15 protein-coding genes and 1 pseudogene are annotated in these 13,868 nt (G+C 59.8%); 1 reads left to right on the forward strand and 15 read right to left on the reverse strand.

Annotated elements, in window-relative coordinates:
• Positions 1 to 85: 85 nt before the first annotated feature.
• The 13 genes and pseudogenes from SERRSCBI_RS18110 to trmJ all read right to left on the reverse strand — a co-directional run bounded on the left by SERRSCBI_RS18110 (position 86) and on the right by trmJ (position 11,065).
• Positions 86 to 1,283 (reverse strand): annotated as a pseudogene (locus SERRSCBI_RS18110) (bifunctional tRNA (adenosine(37)-C2)-methyltransferase TrmG/ribosomal RNA large subunit methyltransferase RlmN).
• A gap of 237 nt (positions 1,284 to 1,520) precedes the next feature.
• A complete protein-coding gene (ndk, locus tag SERRSCBI_RS18115; protein WP_004941424.1) occupies positions 1,521 to 1,946 on the reverse strand; it encodes a nucleoside-diphosphate kinase in 426 nt (141 codons plus the stop codon).
• Positions 1,947 to 2,107: 161 nt separating this feature from the next.
• Positions 2,108 to 2,938 carry an enhanced serine sensitivity protein SseB gene (gene sseB / locus SERRSCBI_RS18120; protein WP_042785211.1) on the reverse strand — a complete coding sequence of 277 codons (831 nt, stop codon included), beginning with the start codon at positions 2,936 to 2,938 and terminating at the stop codon, positions 2,108 to 2,110.
• Positions 2,939 to 3,027: 89 nt separating this feature from the next.
• Positions 3,028 to 4,323, reverse strand: coding sequence for an aminopeptidase PepB (gene pepB / locus SERRSCBI_RS18125; RefSeq protein WP_033632327.1), 1,296 nt, complete (start codon positions 4,321 to 4,323; stop codon positions 3,028 to 3,030).
• Positions 4,324 to 4,546: 223 nt separating this feature from the next.
• Complete coding sequence (iscX, locus tag SERRSCBI_RS18130; protein ID WP_006327336.1) at positions 4,547 to 4,747, reverse strand: Fe-S cluster assembly protein IscX; 201 nt, start codon at positions 4,745 to 4,747, stop codon at positions 4,547 to 4,549.
• 32 nt (positions 4,748 to 4,779) lie between these two features.
• Positions 4,780 to 5,115: an ISC system 2Fe-2S type ferredoxin gene (fdx, locus tag SERRSCBI_RS18135; protein ID WP_004941417.1), complete on the reverse strand. Its 336-nt coding sequence runs from the start codon at positions 5,113 to 5,115 to the stop codon at positions 4,780 to 4,782.
• A gap of 2 nt (positions 5,116 to 5,117) precedes the next feature.
• Entirely contained in the window at positions 5,118 to 6,968 is a 1,851-nt protein-coding gene (gene hscA / locus SERRSCBI_RS18140) for a Fe-S protein assembly chaperone HscA (RefSeq protein ID WP_042785212.1), read from the reverse strand.
• 32 nt (positions 6,969 to 7,000) lie between these two features.
• The gene (gene hscB, locus SERRSCBI_RS18145; protein WP_033644094.1) at positions 7,001 to 7,522 is read right to left on the reverse strand and encodes a co-chaperone HscB; all 522 of its coding nucleotides are present in this window, start codon (positions 7,520 to 7,522) and stop codon (positions 7,001 to 7,003) included.
• A 62-nt stretch (positions 7,523 to 7,584) separates the two neighbouring features.
• A complete protein-coding gene (iscA, locus tag SERRSCBI_RS18150) occupies positions 7,585 to 7,908 on the reverse strand; it encodes an iron-sulfur cluster assembly protein IscA (RefSeq protein WP_004941410.1) in 324 nt (107 codons plus the stop codon).
• Positions 7,909 to 7,962: 54 nt separating this feature from the next.
• Complete coding sequence (gene iscU, locus SERRSCBI_RS18155) at positions 7,963 to 8,349, reverse strand: Fe-S cluster assembly scaffold IscU (RefSeq protein ID WP_004941408.1); 387 nt, start codon at positions 8,347 to 8,349, stop codon at positions 7,963 to 7,965.
• Positions 8,350 to 8,373: 24 nt separating this feature from the next.
• Positions 8,374 to 9,588, reverse strand: a complete 1,215-nt coding sequence (gene iscS, locus SERRSCBI_RS18160) for a cysteine desulfurase (protein WP_042785213.1) — start codon at positions 9,586 to 9,588, stop codon at positions 8,374 to 8,376.
• 54 nt (positions 9,589 to 9,642) lie between these two features.
• Positions 9,643 to 10,137 (reverse strand): Fe-S cluster assembly transcriptional regulator IscR, encoded by a 495-nt coding sequence (gene iscR, locus SERRSCBI_RS18165; RefSeq protein WP_004941404.1) that lies wholly within the window; start codon positions 10,135 to 10,137, stop codon positions 9,643 to 9,645.
• A gap of 193 nt (positions 10,138 to 10,330) precedes the next feature.
• The gene (gene trmJ / locus SERRSCBI_RS18170; RefSeq protein WP_025303916.1) at positions 10,331 to 11,065 is read right to left on the reverse strand and encodes a tRNA (cytosine(32)/uridine(32)-2'-O)-methyltransferase TrmJ; all 735 of its coding nucleotides are present in this window, start codon (positions 11,063 to 11,065) and stop codon (positions 10,331 to 10,333) included.
• A 119-nt stretch (positions 11,066 to 11,184) separates the two neighbouring features.
• On the opposite strand from trmJ, the gene suhB reads away from it, so the two are divergent.
• Positions 11,185 to 11,988 carry an inositol-1-monophosphatase gene (suhB, locus tag SERRSCBI_RS18175; RefSeq protein ID WP_033644096.1) on the forward strand — a complete coding sequence of 268 codons (804 nt, stop codon included), beginning with the start codon at positions 11,185 to 11,187 and terminating at the stop codon, positions 11,986 to 11,988.
• A 55-nt stretch (positions 11,989 to 12,043) separates the two neighbouring features.
• Here suhB and SERRSCBI_RS18180 read toward each other — a convergent pair whose 3' ends face one another.
• Both SERRSCBI_RS18180 and SERRSCBI_RS18185 read right to left on the reverse strand, forming a co-directional pair.
• Positions 12,044 to 13,066, reverse strand: a complete 1,023-nt coding sequence (locus SERRSCBI_RS18180) for a nickel/cobalt transporter (protein WP_042785214.1) — start codon at positions 13,064 to 13,066, stop codon at positions 12,044 to 12,046.
• Positions 13,057 to 13,692, reverse strand: coding sequence for a DUF1007 family protein (locus SERRSCBI_RS18185; protein ID WP_046687657.1), 636 nt, complete (start codon positions 13,690 to 13,692; stop codon positions 13,057 to 13,059). The genes SERRSCBI_RS18180 and SERRSCBI_RS18185 overlap by 10 nt, the downstream gene beginning before the upstream one ends.
• Between the last annotated feature and the right edge of the window lie 176 nt (positions 13,693 to 13,868).

Here is a 13,868-nt window from a genome sequence, read left to right on the forward strand (position 1 = left end):
TTCCTTATCGGCCGTCAGCTAACGCCCATTAGCGTCAACATCTCGCATAACAGGCTGTTAGATAACAAAAAAGGTGCTATAGGATTCAGACCGCCCGTACGTTGATAGGTTCCCCGGCCATTTTCTTTTTCAGGGTACGCTTGGTACGGTCGATCACTTCACCCGCCAGTTGCCCGCAGGCGGCATCGATATCGTCACCGCGGGTTTTACGAACAATAGTCGTAAAGCCGTATTCCATCAACACCTTGGAGAAACGATCCACCCGGCTGTTGGAGCTGCGGCCGTAAGGGGCGCCCGGGAACGGGTTCCATGGGATCAGGTTGATCTTGCACGGCGTGTCTTTCAGCACTTCCGCCAGCTGATGCGCATCGTCGGTGCTGTCGTTGATATGATCCAGCATCACGTACTCGACGGTGACGCGCCCCTGGTTGGCGTTGGATTTCTCCAGGTAGCGACGCACCGCGGACAGGAAGGTCTCGATGTTGTACTTGCGGTTGATCGGCACGATCTCATCGCGGATGGTGTCGTTAGGCGCGTGCAGCGAAATGGCCAGCGCCACGTCGATCATGTCGCCCAGCTTGTCCAGCGCCGGCACCACGCCGGAGGTAGACAGGGTCACGCGGCGTTTGGACAGGCCAAAGCCGAAGTCGTCCAGCATGATTTCCATCGCCGGCACCACGTTGTTCAGGTTGAGCAGCGGTTCGCCCATGCCCATCATCACCACGTTGGTGATCGGGCGTTGGCCGGTCACCTTCAGCGCGCCGATGATCTTCGCCGCGCGCCACACCTGGCCGATGATTTCCGACACACGCAGGTTGCGGTTGAAGCCCTGCTGCGCCGTCGAACAGAATTTGCACTCCAGCGCGCAACCCACCTGCGAGGAGACGCACAGCGTCGCGCGGTCGGCTTCCGGGATGTACACGGTTTCGACCTGCTGATCGCCCACCTTGATCGCCCATTTGATGGTGCCGTCGGCCGAGCGCTGTTCTTCCGCCACTTCCGGCGCGCGGATTTCCGCCACGCGCTGCAGCTTGCCGCGCAGGACTTTGTTGATGTCGGTCATCTGCTCGAAATCGTCGCAGCAGTAGTGATAAATCCACTTCATCACCTGATCGGCGCGGAACGGTTTCTCGCCCATTTCGGCGAAGAACTCGCGCATTTGCTGGCGGTTCAGATCCAGCAGGTTGATTTTTGGCCGCAGCCGGTTGCTCCACGTTAACGGAGGGGGTAGTCAGCGAATTATTTTCAGACACGGTGTGCTCGGACGTGATGGGTTCTAACATAATGATCTCTGGCCTCGTTATTACACGTTATGGCGCTAAAGAATGGAAAGTAAGTTGTGCATTTCAGCCCGCGAGATTCGGGTGGCGGCACTAAAAACACGCCCCTGACAAGTCGTCTTATCAGGGGCGCGGCATTGTACAAATTTTAGTAGCGGGTTTCTATGGCTGAAAGGCATTCAGGGCATTTTTATTGTTTCAGCCGGTGAATGTCTGGCTATCAGCTCAGAAACGGCACGATTAACGTGCGCAGATTTCGCTTTCGTTGAAGAAGTAAGCGATTTCACGCTGTGCGGATTCAACGGAGTCGGAACCGTGAACGGCGTTAGCGGTGAAGCTGTCCGCGTAGTCGGCGCGCAGGGTGCCGGCCAGTGCGTTGTCCGGGTTGGTTGCGCCCATGATGTCGCGGTTGCGCTGCACGGCGTTTTCAGATTCCAGAACCTGCACCATGATTGGGCCGGAGGTCATGAACTCTACCAGACCGTCGAAGAATGGGCGGCCTTTGTGCTCAGCGTAGAAGCCTTCAGCTTGCTCGCGAGTCAGACGCAGCATTTTAGCGGCGATGATTTTGAAACCGGCGCGCTCGAAACGCGCGTAGATAGCGCCGATGTCGTTATTGGCTACAGCGTTTGGTTTAACGATGGAAAAGGTACGTTCTACGGTCATGATGGCCTCTGTATGACTTCCAAAACAGGCCGGTCTGCAATGTTGCCGGCCTTCTCAAGTGGCGCAGATTATATGTGCGCCGTTAACGCTTGCCTACGGGAAAATCAACATTTCATTAAAAAAATATGATCTTCCTGCGGCATTTCCGACCACGCGCCGCGTTACTGGGTTTTGTCGGTGGACGGGATCAAATTGCGCAGCCAGCTGCCCCAGCGGCGCTGATAAAACGGCTGCGTATGGGCGATCAGGTAGTGGCTGATGCCGCGCTCTTTCTCCGACACCAGGCAGAAATCGACCGGTTCGTCATTCGGCGCCGTTTCGCTGGCGACGCTGCCGGCCTCGTTGATCAACGCCTCGATCTCCGCCGGTTCTGCATCCACTTCCAGCCCGATCAGCAGATTCGGCTTCTCGTCCGCCGCCTGGTCGTGCATCAGCGCCAGAAACGCGCGGCGCACCGGTTTGCGCTGGCTGAACAGCGTGGTCAGCGCACCCACCATCGCCGACGGGTACTCTTCGGGCTGCCCCAACAGGATTTGGGTCTCTTTGTCGACGTAATGCTCCACCGGTTTGACGACGCCGCCGGTCGCCAGCAGCATCGCCACCTCTTCCGGGTAGAACTCTTTGCCGTATTCCGCCTTCGGGTTGAGGAACAGATCCGCGCCCTGGGTGATTTCAAACAGCACCCGAGCCGGCATGGCGATGAACGGCTGTTCGTCCTCAACGGCCTTCTGCAACGCTTCCAGCGAGGTGAAGAACGGAATGATGCTGCCGCCGTCCTGCTTTTCCCAATGCTGGATATTGACCGGCGTATCCGCGTTCAGCGTAATGTCGCCGTCCTGCTGCACCTGCTCGCTGTCGCCGAGGATCAGCACCGTGGCGTCGAGCAGTTCACGGAAGAACGCCGGACGGTGGGCCGGCTCCGTCACCGCCAGCTTCAGCAGGCGTTCAAGCTCGTTCTCGCTCGGGGCGGCATCGTGATGATGGGAACTCATGGCAAACTCCAGGGATCAAATAGCGAGGCCCAGCATGCTGGGCCCCGAAGATAATGCGCATTCTAGCGCCCGACGCGGCGGGCGTTCAATTATTTGGCTTTGCTCAGCAACAGATTAGCCAGGGTGCGCACGCCCAAACCAGTCGCGCCGGCCGACCACTGATCCACCGCGCCTTTGCGGTAGGTGGCGGAACAGTCGATGTGCAACCAGCCTTGCTGGTAGTTCTTAACGAAATGCGACAGGAAGGCCGCCGCGGTGCTGGCGCCGGCGGTGTAGGCCGGGCCGGCCACGTTGTTCAGCTCGGCGAAGTTGGACGGCAGCTGGCTGCGGTGGAACTCGGCCAGCGGCAGACGCCAGAACGGCTCGTGCTCGGCGGCGGCGCTGCTCAGCAGCTCCTGCGCCAGCGCGTCGTCGAAGCTGAACAGCGCGTGATAGTCGTTGCCTACCGCCGTTTTCGCCGCGCCGGTCAGGGTGGCGCAGTCGATAATCAGCTGCGGGTTCTGCTCAGAAGCGTCGATCAGGCCGTCGGCCAGCACCAGGCGCCCTTCCGCATCGGTGTTCATCACCTCAACGGTTTTGCCGTTGCGGTAGCGAATGATGTCGCCCAGTTTGAAGGCGTTGCCGCTGACCATGTTGTCGGCGCAGCACAGGTACAGCTTCACGCGCTGCTTCAGGCCGCGCGCCGCCGCCAGCGCCAGGGCGCCGGTGATAGTGGCCGCGCCGCCCATGTCGGATTTCATCGAATCCATAAAGGCGCTCTGCTTCAGGCTGTAGCCGCCGCTGTCGAAAGTGATGCCCTTGCCGACCAGGCAAGCGAACACCGGCGCATCCGGGTTACCGGTCGGGTTGAAGTCCAATGCCAGCAGCACCGGCGGACGTTCGGAGCCGCGGCCGACGGTGTGGATGCCGGCATAGTTCTGCTCGCGCAGATCTTCGCCCTTGGTGATGCGGTAGCTGACGGCATCGCAGCCGACGTCGCACATCAGATCGACGGCACGGGTCGCCAGTTGCTCCGGCCCCAGCTCTTCCGCCGGCATGTTGATGGTGTCACGCACCCAGTCGACGATCTTCAGGCGCTTATCCAGCTCCTGACGCGCGGCTTCCGGCAGTTCGGCCCATTCGACGTTGCGCTGCCCTTTCGGCCCGCGATAGCCTTGCCAGAACGCCCAGCTGTTTTCCAAATCCCAACCGTCGCCGGCCAGCTTGACGTTTTTGATGCCCTGGCCGTCAATTTTGCGGCCCGCGCGCTGGATCGCGCCCAGCTTGTCGGCCCCGGTCAGGTGGATAGTCATCCCTTCGCCGTTGGTGCTCAGCAGCGCTTTCTCGCCCCAGCGGGCGTCGGCAGGTTGTTGCGACAGCGTGACCTGCATGAATTCAGTTGTCATAGCCTTCTTACTCCGGATGTTCCCTTTATTATTTCATTAGGGCTTTATTGCATACCCTATGGATTTCAAATTGCAGCTAGGCGCCCAGCGATCTCATCCCCAGGAGCTTACTCAGGTAAGTGACTGGGGTGTGATCGTGCAGGTAACAACGCTGCGGTTTGAAAGACGACGGGTATGTCGGATACAAAATAAACGGGCCGCCCATGGCAGCCCGTTACGCTATTTACTCCGCTTCATCTAACCAGACCAGCAGGATCGCTTCCAGTATTTTTTCGTTGGAAGCCTGCGGATCGTCATCGAACTCTTCCAGATCGCAGATCCACTGATGCATGTCGGTAAAACGCACGGTTTTCGGATCGGTGTCCGGGTATTGGTCGTACAGGGCTTCGCCGATTTCACGGCTGTCGGTCCACTTCAGTCCCATTATGATCTCCGGGTTGACGCTGCGGCTAACAATTAATGCTCACGCGCGTGGTTGACGGTGTAGCGCGGCATTTCGACCACCAGATCTTCGTCGGCGACCAGCGCCTGGCAGCTCAGACGGCTTTCCGGCTCCAGCCCCCACGCTTTGTCCAGCATGTCGTCTTCCAGCTCGCTGCTCTCTTCCAGCGAATCGAAGCCTTCACGCACGATGCAGTGGCAGGTGGTGCAGGCGCAGGATTTCTCGCAGGCGTGCTCGATTTCAATGCCGTTGCGCAGCGCAACGTTGAGGATCGACTCCCCTTTTTCGGCTTCCAGAACCGCCCCTTCCGGGCACAGATCTTGATGGGGCAGGAAAACAATTTTAGGCATGGTTAAACCTCATCCACAGAATGGCCAGCCAGCGCGCGGCGAATGGAAGCATCCATGCGGCGCGCGGCAAAATCTTGCGTTTGTGCATCTAATGTTTTGATGGCGTCTTCGATAGCGGCGGGGTCTTCACCCTGCACCGCCTGCTGCAACGCCTGGGTCGCGGCGGCGATCGCCTGGCTTTCCGCCTCGCTCAGCAGCGCGGCGTCGGTAGCCAGCGCGCCCTGCAGGCTTTCCAGCACCCGCGCGGCTTCCACGCGTTGCTCCGCCAGCTTGCGCGCGCCCACGTCGCTTTGCGCGTTGGCCATCGAATCCTTGATCATGCCGGCGATTTCGCTGTCCGACAGGCCGTACGACGGCTTGACCTGGATCGAGGCTTCGACGCCGGTGGATTTCTCCATCGCGGTGACGCTCAGCAGGCCGTCGGCATCCACCTGGAAGGTGACGCGAATATGCGCGCCCCCGGCAGGCAATGGCGGCAGGCCGCGCAGCGTGAAGCGCGCCAGCGAACGGCAATCCTGCACCAGCTCGCGCTCGCCCTGCAGCACGTGGATCATCATCGCGCTCTGGCCGTCTTTAAAGGTGGTGAACTCCTGCGCGCGCGCCACCGGAATGGTGGTGTTGCGCGGGATCACTTTCTCCACCAGACCGCCCATGGTTTCGAGGCCCAGCGACAGCGGGATCACGTCCAGCAGCAGCATGTCGCTGTCCGGCTTGTTGCCCACCAGAATGTCGGCCTGGATCGCGGCGCCGATGGCGACCACTTTATCCGGATCGATCGACGTCAGCGGCGTGCGGCCGAAGAAGGCGCCCACTTGCTCACGCACCAGCGGCACGCGGGTGGAACCGCCGACCATCACCGCTTCCAGTACCTCGGCGGCGGCGACGCCGGCGTCTTTCAGCGCGCGGCGGCAGGCCATCAGCGTGCGTTTCACCAACGGAGCGATCAGCGCTTCAAACTGGGCGCGGGTCACTTCACCCTGCCAGCCGGCCACCTCGACGCGCACGCTGTCGGCATCGCTCAACGCGATTTTGGCGGCGATGGCGGCATCCAGCAGTTGGCGCTGCACGCCGTGGTCGCTGCGATCGGCCACGCCGGCCTGCTCGCGCAGCCAGTCGGCCAACAGGTGATCGAAGTCGTCGCCGCCCAGCGCGGAATCGCCGCCGGTGGCCAGCACTTCGAACACGCCGCGGCTGAGGCGCAGAATGGAGATATCAAAGGTGCCGCCGCCCAGATCGTAAACCGCGATCACCCCTTCCTGGCCGGAATCCAGCCCATAGGCGATCGCGGCCGCAGTGGGTTCGTTCAACAGACGCAGAACGTGCAGGCCGGCCAGACGCGCCGCGTCTTTGGTGCCCTGGCGCTGCGCGTCGTCGAAGTAAGCGGGAACGGTGATCACCACGCCATCCAGCTCGCCTTCCAGCGCCGCTTGCGCGCGCGCGGACAGGGCTCGCAGGATATCGGCGGAGACGCCGACCGGGTTAACCGCGCCGGCGGCGGTGACGATCAGCGGCAGGCCGTTGTCGCTGGCCTGAAATTGATACGGCAGGTTCGGGTAACGTTGCTGCACGTCCGCCAACGAGCGGCCCATCATGCGTTTGATGGAGCTGACGGTATTGGCCGGATCCTGCGCCGCCTGTTGGCGCGCCTCCCAGCCGACGCGCTGCGCGTCCGCCTGATAATGCACTACCGAAGGGAGCAAATGGCGACCCTGTTCGTCGGCCAGCGTTTCCGCTTGCCCGCTGCGCACCGTGGCGACCAGCGAGTTGGTGGTGCCCAAGTCGATGCCGGCGGCCAGACGTCGCTGGTGCGGCGCGGCGCTGAGGCCAGGCTCACTAATTTGTAATAAGGCCATGTTGAAGCTTCCACAATCAGAATCAGAAGGTGTTACTCAAAACCCAGCAGTTTTTCTTCGAGTTGTTCAACCTGTTGCTGGAGTTTGTCCAAGAAGCGCAGCTTGCGCACGGTGTCGGCGGCGTCCGCCCACTGCTCACTGTCCAACTGCTGCAGCATCAGCGCGCTGCGCTGTTTGACCGAGGCGGCCAGCCGCGCGCCGAAATCGGCCAGCAGGCTTTCCGCCTCCGGCTTGCGCTCAATGGCGTCGAGCTCTTCGCGCAGTTCCAGCTGTTCCATCAGGAACGCGGTGTCGCGCATCGTATGCTGTTCGTTGCCCAGATCGAAGCCGTGCAACGATAGCATATACTCCGCGCGTTTTAACGGGTGCTTCAGCGCCTGGTAGGCTTCGTTGATGGTCGCCGCCTGCTGCAACGCCATCAGGCGTTCGCGCTCCGGCTGGTTGGCGAAACGATCGGGGTGGAATTGGCGCTGCAGATCCTGGAAGCGGGACGCAAGCAGGCTGCCGTCCACGGTGTAGCGAACTGGCAGCCCGAATAAAGTAAAGTAATCCATAGCGTGCTCTGGGCGTTAGCGGATGAAGTTCCCCCGCCGAAACGGGGGAGCACGATGGACTGTCAGACGTTGAAACTCTCGCCGCAGCCGCACTCGCTTGAGACGTTCGGGTTGTTGAACTTGAAGCCTTCGTTCAGGCCTTCCTTAACGAAATCAAGCTCGGTGCCGTCAAGGTAGACCAGGCTCTTGCCGTCGATGATCACCTTGATGCCTTTGTCTTCAAATACGATGTCGTCATCGTTGGCTTCGTCAACAAATTCCAGCACGTACGCCATCCCGGAGCAGCCGGAAGTTCGCACTCCCAGACGCAGGCCGAGACCTTTGCCGCGGTTCGTCAAAAACGCCTGAACACGCTGCGCAGCGCTGTCGCTCATGGTAATAGACATCACAACCTCACACTTCACATCAAAGCCCGGCGCGGCCGGGCCGACTCAGACAAATTACTTGGCGCTATGCTTGCTCTTATAGTCGGCAATCGCTGCTTTGATGGCGTCTTCAGCCAGGATCGAGCAGTGAATTTTGACCGGCGGCAATTCCAGCTCTTCGGCGATCTGGGTGTTTTTGATCGCTTCAGCCTGATCGAGCGACTTGCCTTTCATCCATTCGGTCACCAGTGAGCTGGAGGCGATGGCGGAACCGCAGCCGTAAGTTTTAAAGCGCGCGTCTTCGATGATGCCTTCATCGTTAACCTTGATTTGCAGCTTCATCACGTCGCCGCAAGCCGGCGCCCCTACCATGCCGCTGCCGACGGTAGGATCTTCGTTGTCGAAAGAACCCACGTTACGCGGGTTTTCATAATGATCGATTACTTTTTCGCTGTAAGCCATGACCTTGCTCCTGAAACCTGAGAATTAATGATGCGCCCATTCGATGCTGTTGATGTCCACGCCCTGCTTGAACATCTCCCACAGCGGGGACAGATCGCGCAGACGGCCGATAGATTTACGCACCAGTTGAATGGTGTAGTCGATCTCTTCTTCCGTGGTGAAACGCCCCAGGGAGAAACGGATCGAGCTGTGCGCCAATTCATCGCTCATGCCCAGCGCGCGCAGCACGTAGGACGGCTCGAGGCTGGCGGAGGTACAGGCTGAACCGGAAGAAACGGCCAGGTCTTTCAGCGCCATGATCAGCGACTCGCCTTCAACATAGTTGAAGCTGACGTTCAGGATGTTCGGTGCGCCGTGCTCCAGATCGCCGTTCAGATACACTTCTTCCATATCTTTCACGCCGTTCCACAGACGATCGCGCAGGGTGCGCAGACGCGCCATCTCTTCGGTCATCTCTTCTTTGGCGATGCGATAAGCTTCGCCCATGCCGACGATCTGGTGGACAGGCAGGGTGCCGGAACGCATGCCGCGCTCGTGACCGCCGCCGTGCACCTGCGCTTCGATGCGGATGCGCGGCTTGCGACGCACATACAGCGCGCCGATGCCTTTCGGACCATAGATTTTGTGGCCGGAGAACGACATCAGGTCGACTTTCAGCTTGCTCAGATCGATAGGCAGTTTGCCCACGCTCTGGGTGGCGTCAACGTGGTAGATGATACCGCGCACACGGCACATTTCGCCGATCGCTTCGATATCCTGCACCACGCCGATTTCGTTGTTGACGTGCATGATGGAGACCAGGATGGTGTCATCGCGCATCGCCGCTTCGAGATCCTGCAGGCTGATGATGCCGTTGCTCTGCGGCGCCAGGTAGGTGACTTCAAACCCTTCGCGCTCCAGCTGACGGCAAGTGTCGAGCACGGCTTTGTGTTCGGTTTTGCTGGTGATGATGTGCTTGCCTTTTTTCTGGTAGAAATTGGCAGCGCCTTTTATCGCCAGGTTGTCGGATTCGGTCGCCCCGGAGGTGAAGACGATTTCGCGCGGATCGGCGCCCACCAGTTCGGCGATTTGGTTACGGGCGATGTCTACCGCCTCTTCCGCCTGCCAACCGAAACGGTGGGAACGGGAAGCCGGGTTGCCGAAAGTGCCGTCCAGGGTCAAAAACTGCATCATCTTCTCAGCAACGCGCGGGTCAACCGGCGTCGTTGCTGAGTAATCCAGATAAATCGGTAATTTCATTGCTCTTGTGCTCCGTACATCACTTCCAAAAACTAAAATAATTTCGCCAGCTGCTTATGCGCGCAGATTAACGTTGATAGTTTCTTGCGGACGACCGTTGGCCGTGCGGCGCGTATCGTTGTTTTGACGATCCGCCACCACCAGCACTTCCTGGTTGTTGACCAGTTCAGCCAGCGTAATGTTGTTCAGGAACCCGCTGATGCGCTCGCTCAGATCGCGCCACAGGGCGTGGGTCAAGCAGCGATCGCCGCCCTGACAGCCTTCTTTGCCCTGGCAACGGGTTGCATCTACCGATTCATCGACGGCAGTGATGACAGCGCCAACGGCGATCTCACCCGCGTCTTTACCCAGCAGATAACCACCGCCCGGACCGCGCACGCTGGCCACCAGGCCATTCTTGCGCAGACGGGAGAATAATTGTTCCAGATAAGAGAGCGAAATACCCTGGCGTTCGGAAATGTCCGCCAGTGGCACCGGCCCTTCCTGGGAATGCAGCGCTACGTCGAGCATAGCGGTTACGGCATAACGGCCTTTGGATGTCAGTCTCATAGCTCAATGGTTACCTGTTGGTCAAATATGGCCGAAAGTCTGACATTCCTGAGTAAAACAGTCAACTATTTAACCTAGTAATTAACTCAAGTATTAGCACGTTTTGAACTTAGCAAGAACAAAGGTATATAAAATACATGTTATAACCTTTGGATAACTAATACTATTGTCACCCACCGTTATGCCACATCAATTAATTACCTTGATGTTTATCCTGTTTCTCGATCGAGGTCAGCATGCCGCGCAGGATATTCAGCTCCTGCCCTTCCGGGCGCGCGCGGGTGAACAGCCGGCGCAGGCGGCTCATCACCTGGCCCGGATGGGACGGGCGAATGAAGCCGGTACGCTGCAGCGTCTGCTCAAGGTGCTGATAGAAACGCTCAAGGTCGTCCACCAGCGGATACGGCGTCTCTTCCAGCTGCGGCGCGCCCGCCTGTTGGCGATCGAGGTAAGCCACGCGCACTTCGTACGCCAGGATCTGCACCGCCATCGCCAGGTTCAGCGAGCTGTAGTCCGGGTTGGCTGGAATGGCGACGTGGTAGTGGCACTTCTGCAATTCATCGTTGGTCAGCCCGACGCGTTCACGGCCGAACACCAGCGCCACCGGCGCGTGCTCGCCCTCGTGCACCGCGCGCACGCCGCATTCGCGCGGCTCCAGCATCGGCCACGGCAGGGTGCGAGAGCGCGCGCTGGTGCCCACCACCAGGCTACAGCCGGCGATGGCGTCATCGAGGGTATCGACGATGGTGGCGTTGCCGATCACGTCGCTGGCGCCGGCGGCCAGGGCGATGGCCTGAGAATCGGGTTTGATCAGCGGATTAACCAGATAAAGGTTGGTTAACCCCATGGTTTTCATGGCTCTGGCGGTCGAGCCCATGTTGCCGGTATGTGAAGTCTCTACCAGAACAATGCGGATATTGTGCAGCATACAAACTCTGAGCGTGGCGGAAAATCGCAGCATCTTAACACAGCCGTAGGCAATTTGCCGAACAGCTGCTATACTTCGCGCCGTTTCCTGTTCTTTAACATCCTAGTTGGAAGATACCCATGCATCCGATGCTGACTATCGCCGTGCGCGCTGCGCGCAAGGCCGGTAACCTGATTGCCAAAAACTACGAAACCCCGGACGCTGTAGAAGCGAGCCAGAAAGGGACCAATGACTTCGTCACCAACGTCGATCGCGATGCAGAGCATCTGATCATCGACGTCATCCGCAAGTCTTATCCGCAACACAGTATCGTGAGCGAAGAACGCGGTGAGCTGATCGGCGAAGATCGTGATGTGCAATGGGTGATCGATCCACTGGATGGCACTGCAAACTTCATCAAACGTTTCCCTCATTTCTCCGTTTCCATCGCCGTACGCATCAAAGGCCGCACTGAAGTGGCCGTGGTTTACGATCCGATGCGCAACGAACTGTTCACCGCCACGCGCGGTCAGGGCGCCCAGCTGAACGGTTACCGTCTGCGCGGCACCAACGCCAAAGATCTGGATGGCACCATCCTGGCGACCGGCTTCCCGTTCAAAGTCAAACAGCACGCAACGCCTTACATCAACATCGTCGGCAAGCTGTTCACCCAGTGCGCGGACTTCCGCCGCACCGGTTCCGCTGCGCTGGATCTGGCCTATGTGGCCGCCGGCCGCGTAGACGGTTTCTTCGAAATCGGCCTGAAGCCGTGGGACTTCGCCGCGGGCGAACTGCTGGTGCGTGAATCCGGCGGCCTGGTCACCGACTTCGTCGGCGGCCACAACCACTTCAGCTCCGGCAACGTGGTAGCAGGCAATCCGCGCGTCGTGAAAGCCATGCTGGCCACCATGCGCGAAGAACTGAGCGAAGCGCTGAAGCGTTAATCGCCAGAAGTGAATCGAAAAAGCGCTGCCGATGCAGCGCTTTTTTTTATGCCCGTCAGCGGGAGAAGGGGTGAATGCCGCCGCCGAATTCCGGCTGCGCGCTGACGTACAGCAACAGCCCGGCAGCCAACAGGATCAGGCCCCCGGCCAGCGCCAACGAGCCCCAGGCCACCGCGCTCCAGGCGGCGGGTGCACGCGAGCGGCTAAGGCGAACCGCCAGCCGTCGGCTGTAATGCACCAGCAGCGCCAGCATGGAGATGGTCAACGACGTGCCGAACGCCATCGCCAGCGCGGAGATCACTCCCCAGCCGAACACGCCGATCACCTTGGAGAACAGCAGCACCAAAATCGCCCCCGAACAGGGACGCATGCCCATCGCCAGCACGATGGCGGTCTGGGTGCGCCAATCGCTTCCCGCCTGCAGCTCGCTGTCGCTCGGCAGATGCCGGTGGCCGCAGCCGCAATCGGCGCTGTGCACATGCTCCGCCGCCAGCGGCGTCAGGCTGTTAATGCGCAGCGCCGGCGCCGGGCGCATCGCCTTGATCGCCGCAAACAGACGTTTCAGCGCGCGCCAACTCAGCAACACGCCAAGCAACATCACCAGAATAAAGCTGCCCTTCTCCAGCCAGAAGCTGCTTTGGTGCAGCTGGCGCGAAGAGAGCTGCAATACCACCAGCATCAGCGTGACCAGCGCGATCGCCACCCCGCCCTGCACCAGCGAAGCGGCAAAGGTCAGCTTCAGGCTGCTTTTCAGCCGCGCCGGGTGAGTGGCCAGATAGGTGGCGATCACCACTTTGCCGTGGCCGGGGCCGAGCGCATGCAAAACGCCATAGCCGAGGCTGAACAGCGTCAGCGCCAACCCTGCCTGCTGCGGCGCGGCCTTCACCTGCTGCAACAACCCCGCCATCTGCTGGTGCAGCGCTTTTTGCCATACCACGCTCTGCATCAGCAGCTGCGGCCAATAGTGCCACGCCAGCAGCGCGGCGGCCGCCAGCGCCAGCGTGAACGGCAGCAGCGGCCACAGGCCGAAAGCCCAGTGGCGCCGGTTTATCGTCGGTTGCGAGAGATTCAGCGACATTGCAGCGTCACCCGCTGGGCGAACTGCTGCCCCAGCGCCAGATCTTCACCGGGCGAGTCGTTCTTGTCGAGCGACAGCGCATAGGCCTGCAGCGACGCATTCGGCTTCGGCGTCATCAGCTTGTAGCTGCACTGCTGCGCCATCTCCGGCGGCAAATGCAGCGCATTTTGGTCTTTATAGGTCATATCCACGAAATAAGTCGGATCGTAAGTAGAAAGCTCGAACGGCTTGCCCGCCAGCGGCTGCGGCTCGGCCAACGGCAGCACGAACTCCAGCACCGCCTGGTTGCCCTGGCGCGACAGGTGATATTCGCTGGGCAAGTTCAGGTATTTCACCGGCTTGCCGTCGCGGTAAAGGTCGGTGAAATAGTGCTGCCCCAGCACGTTGGCCATCACTTCCGCCGCCAGCTTTTTCCACACTTCCGAATCGCTCTTGGCGTTTTTCGCATCGTAGAGCAGATCCGCCGAGGTGATTTCATCCATCACCCACACCATTTTCAGGCCGACCAACCGCTGGTCCTTGGCGACGAAGGTAGTGTTCATATCGATAAAGCTGTGCGGATGCGCGATCGCACCGGCGCTGAACACGGCGCCAAAGGCAGCCAAAAGTCGACGTAACTTCATCATTATCCTGCTTTACCTATATTTGTTATAACGTAACACAAATAAATGTCGAACGGCCCGCCTCTGCCGGCGATATTTGTGACGAAAGTTGTAAGCCGAAGTAAAAGCCGCGCGTTAACCCTGCCGGCACAAAGCCTTTTGCTATGCTTAGGCATAATCGCAACCTTTTATGCCGGAAG

The organism is Serratia sp. SCBI, assembly GCF_000747565.1.
GTDB classification, from domain to species: Bacteria; Pseudomonadota; Gammaproteobacteria; order Enterobacterales; family Enterobacteriaceae; genus Serratia; species Serratia ureilytica.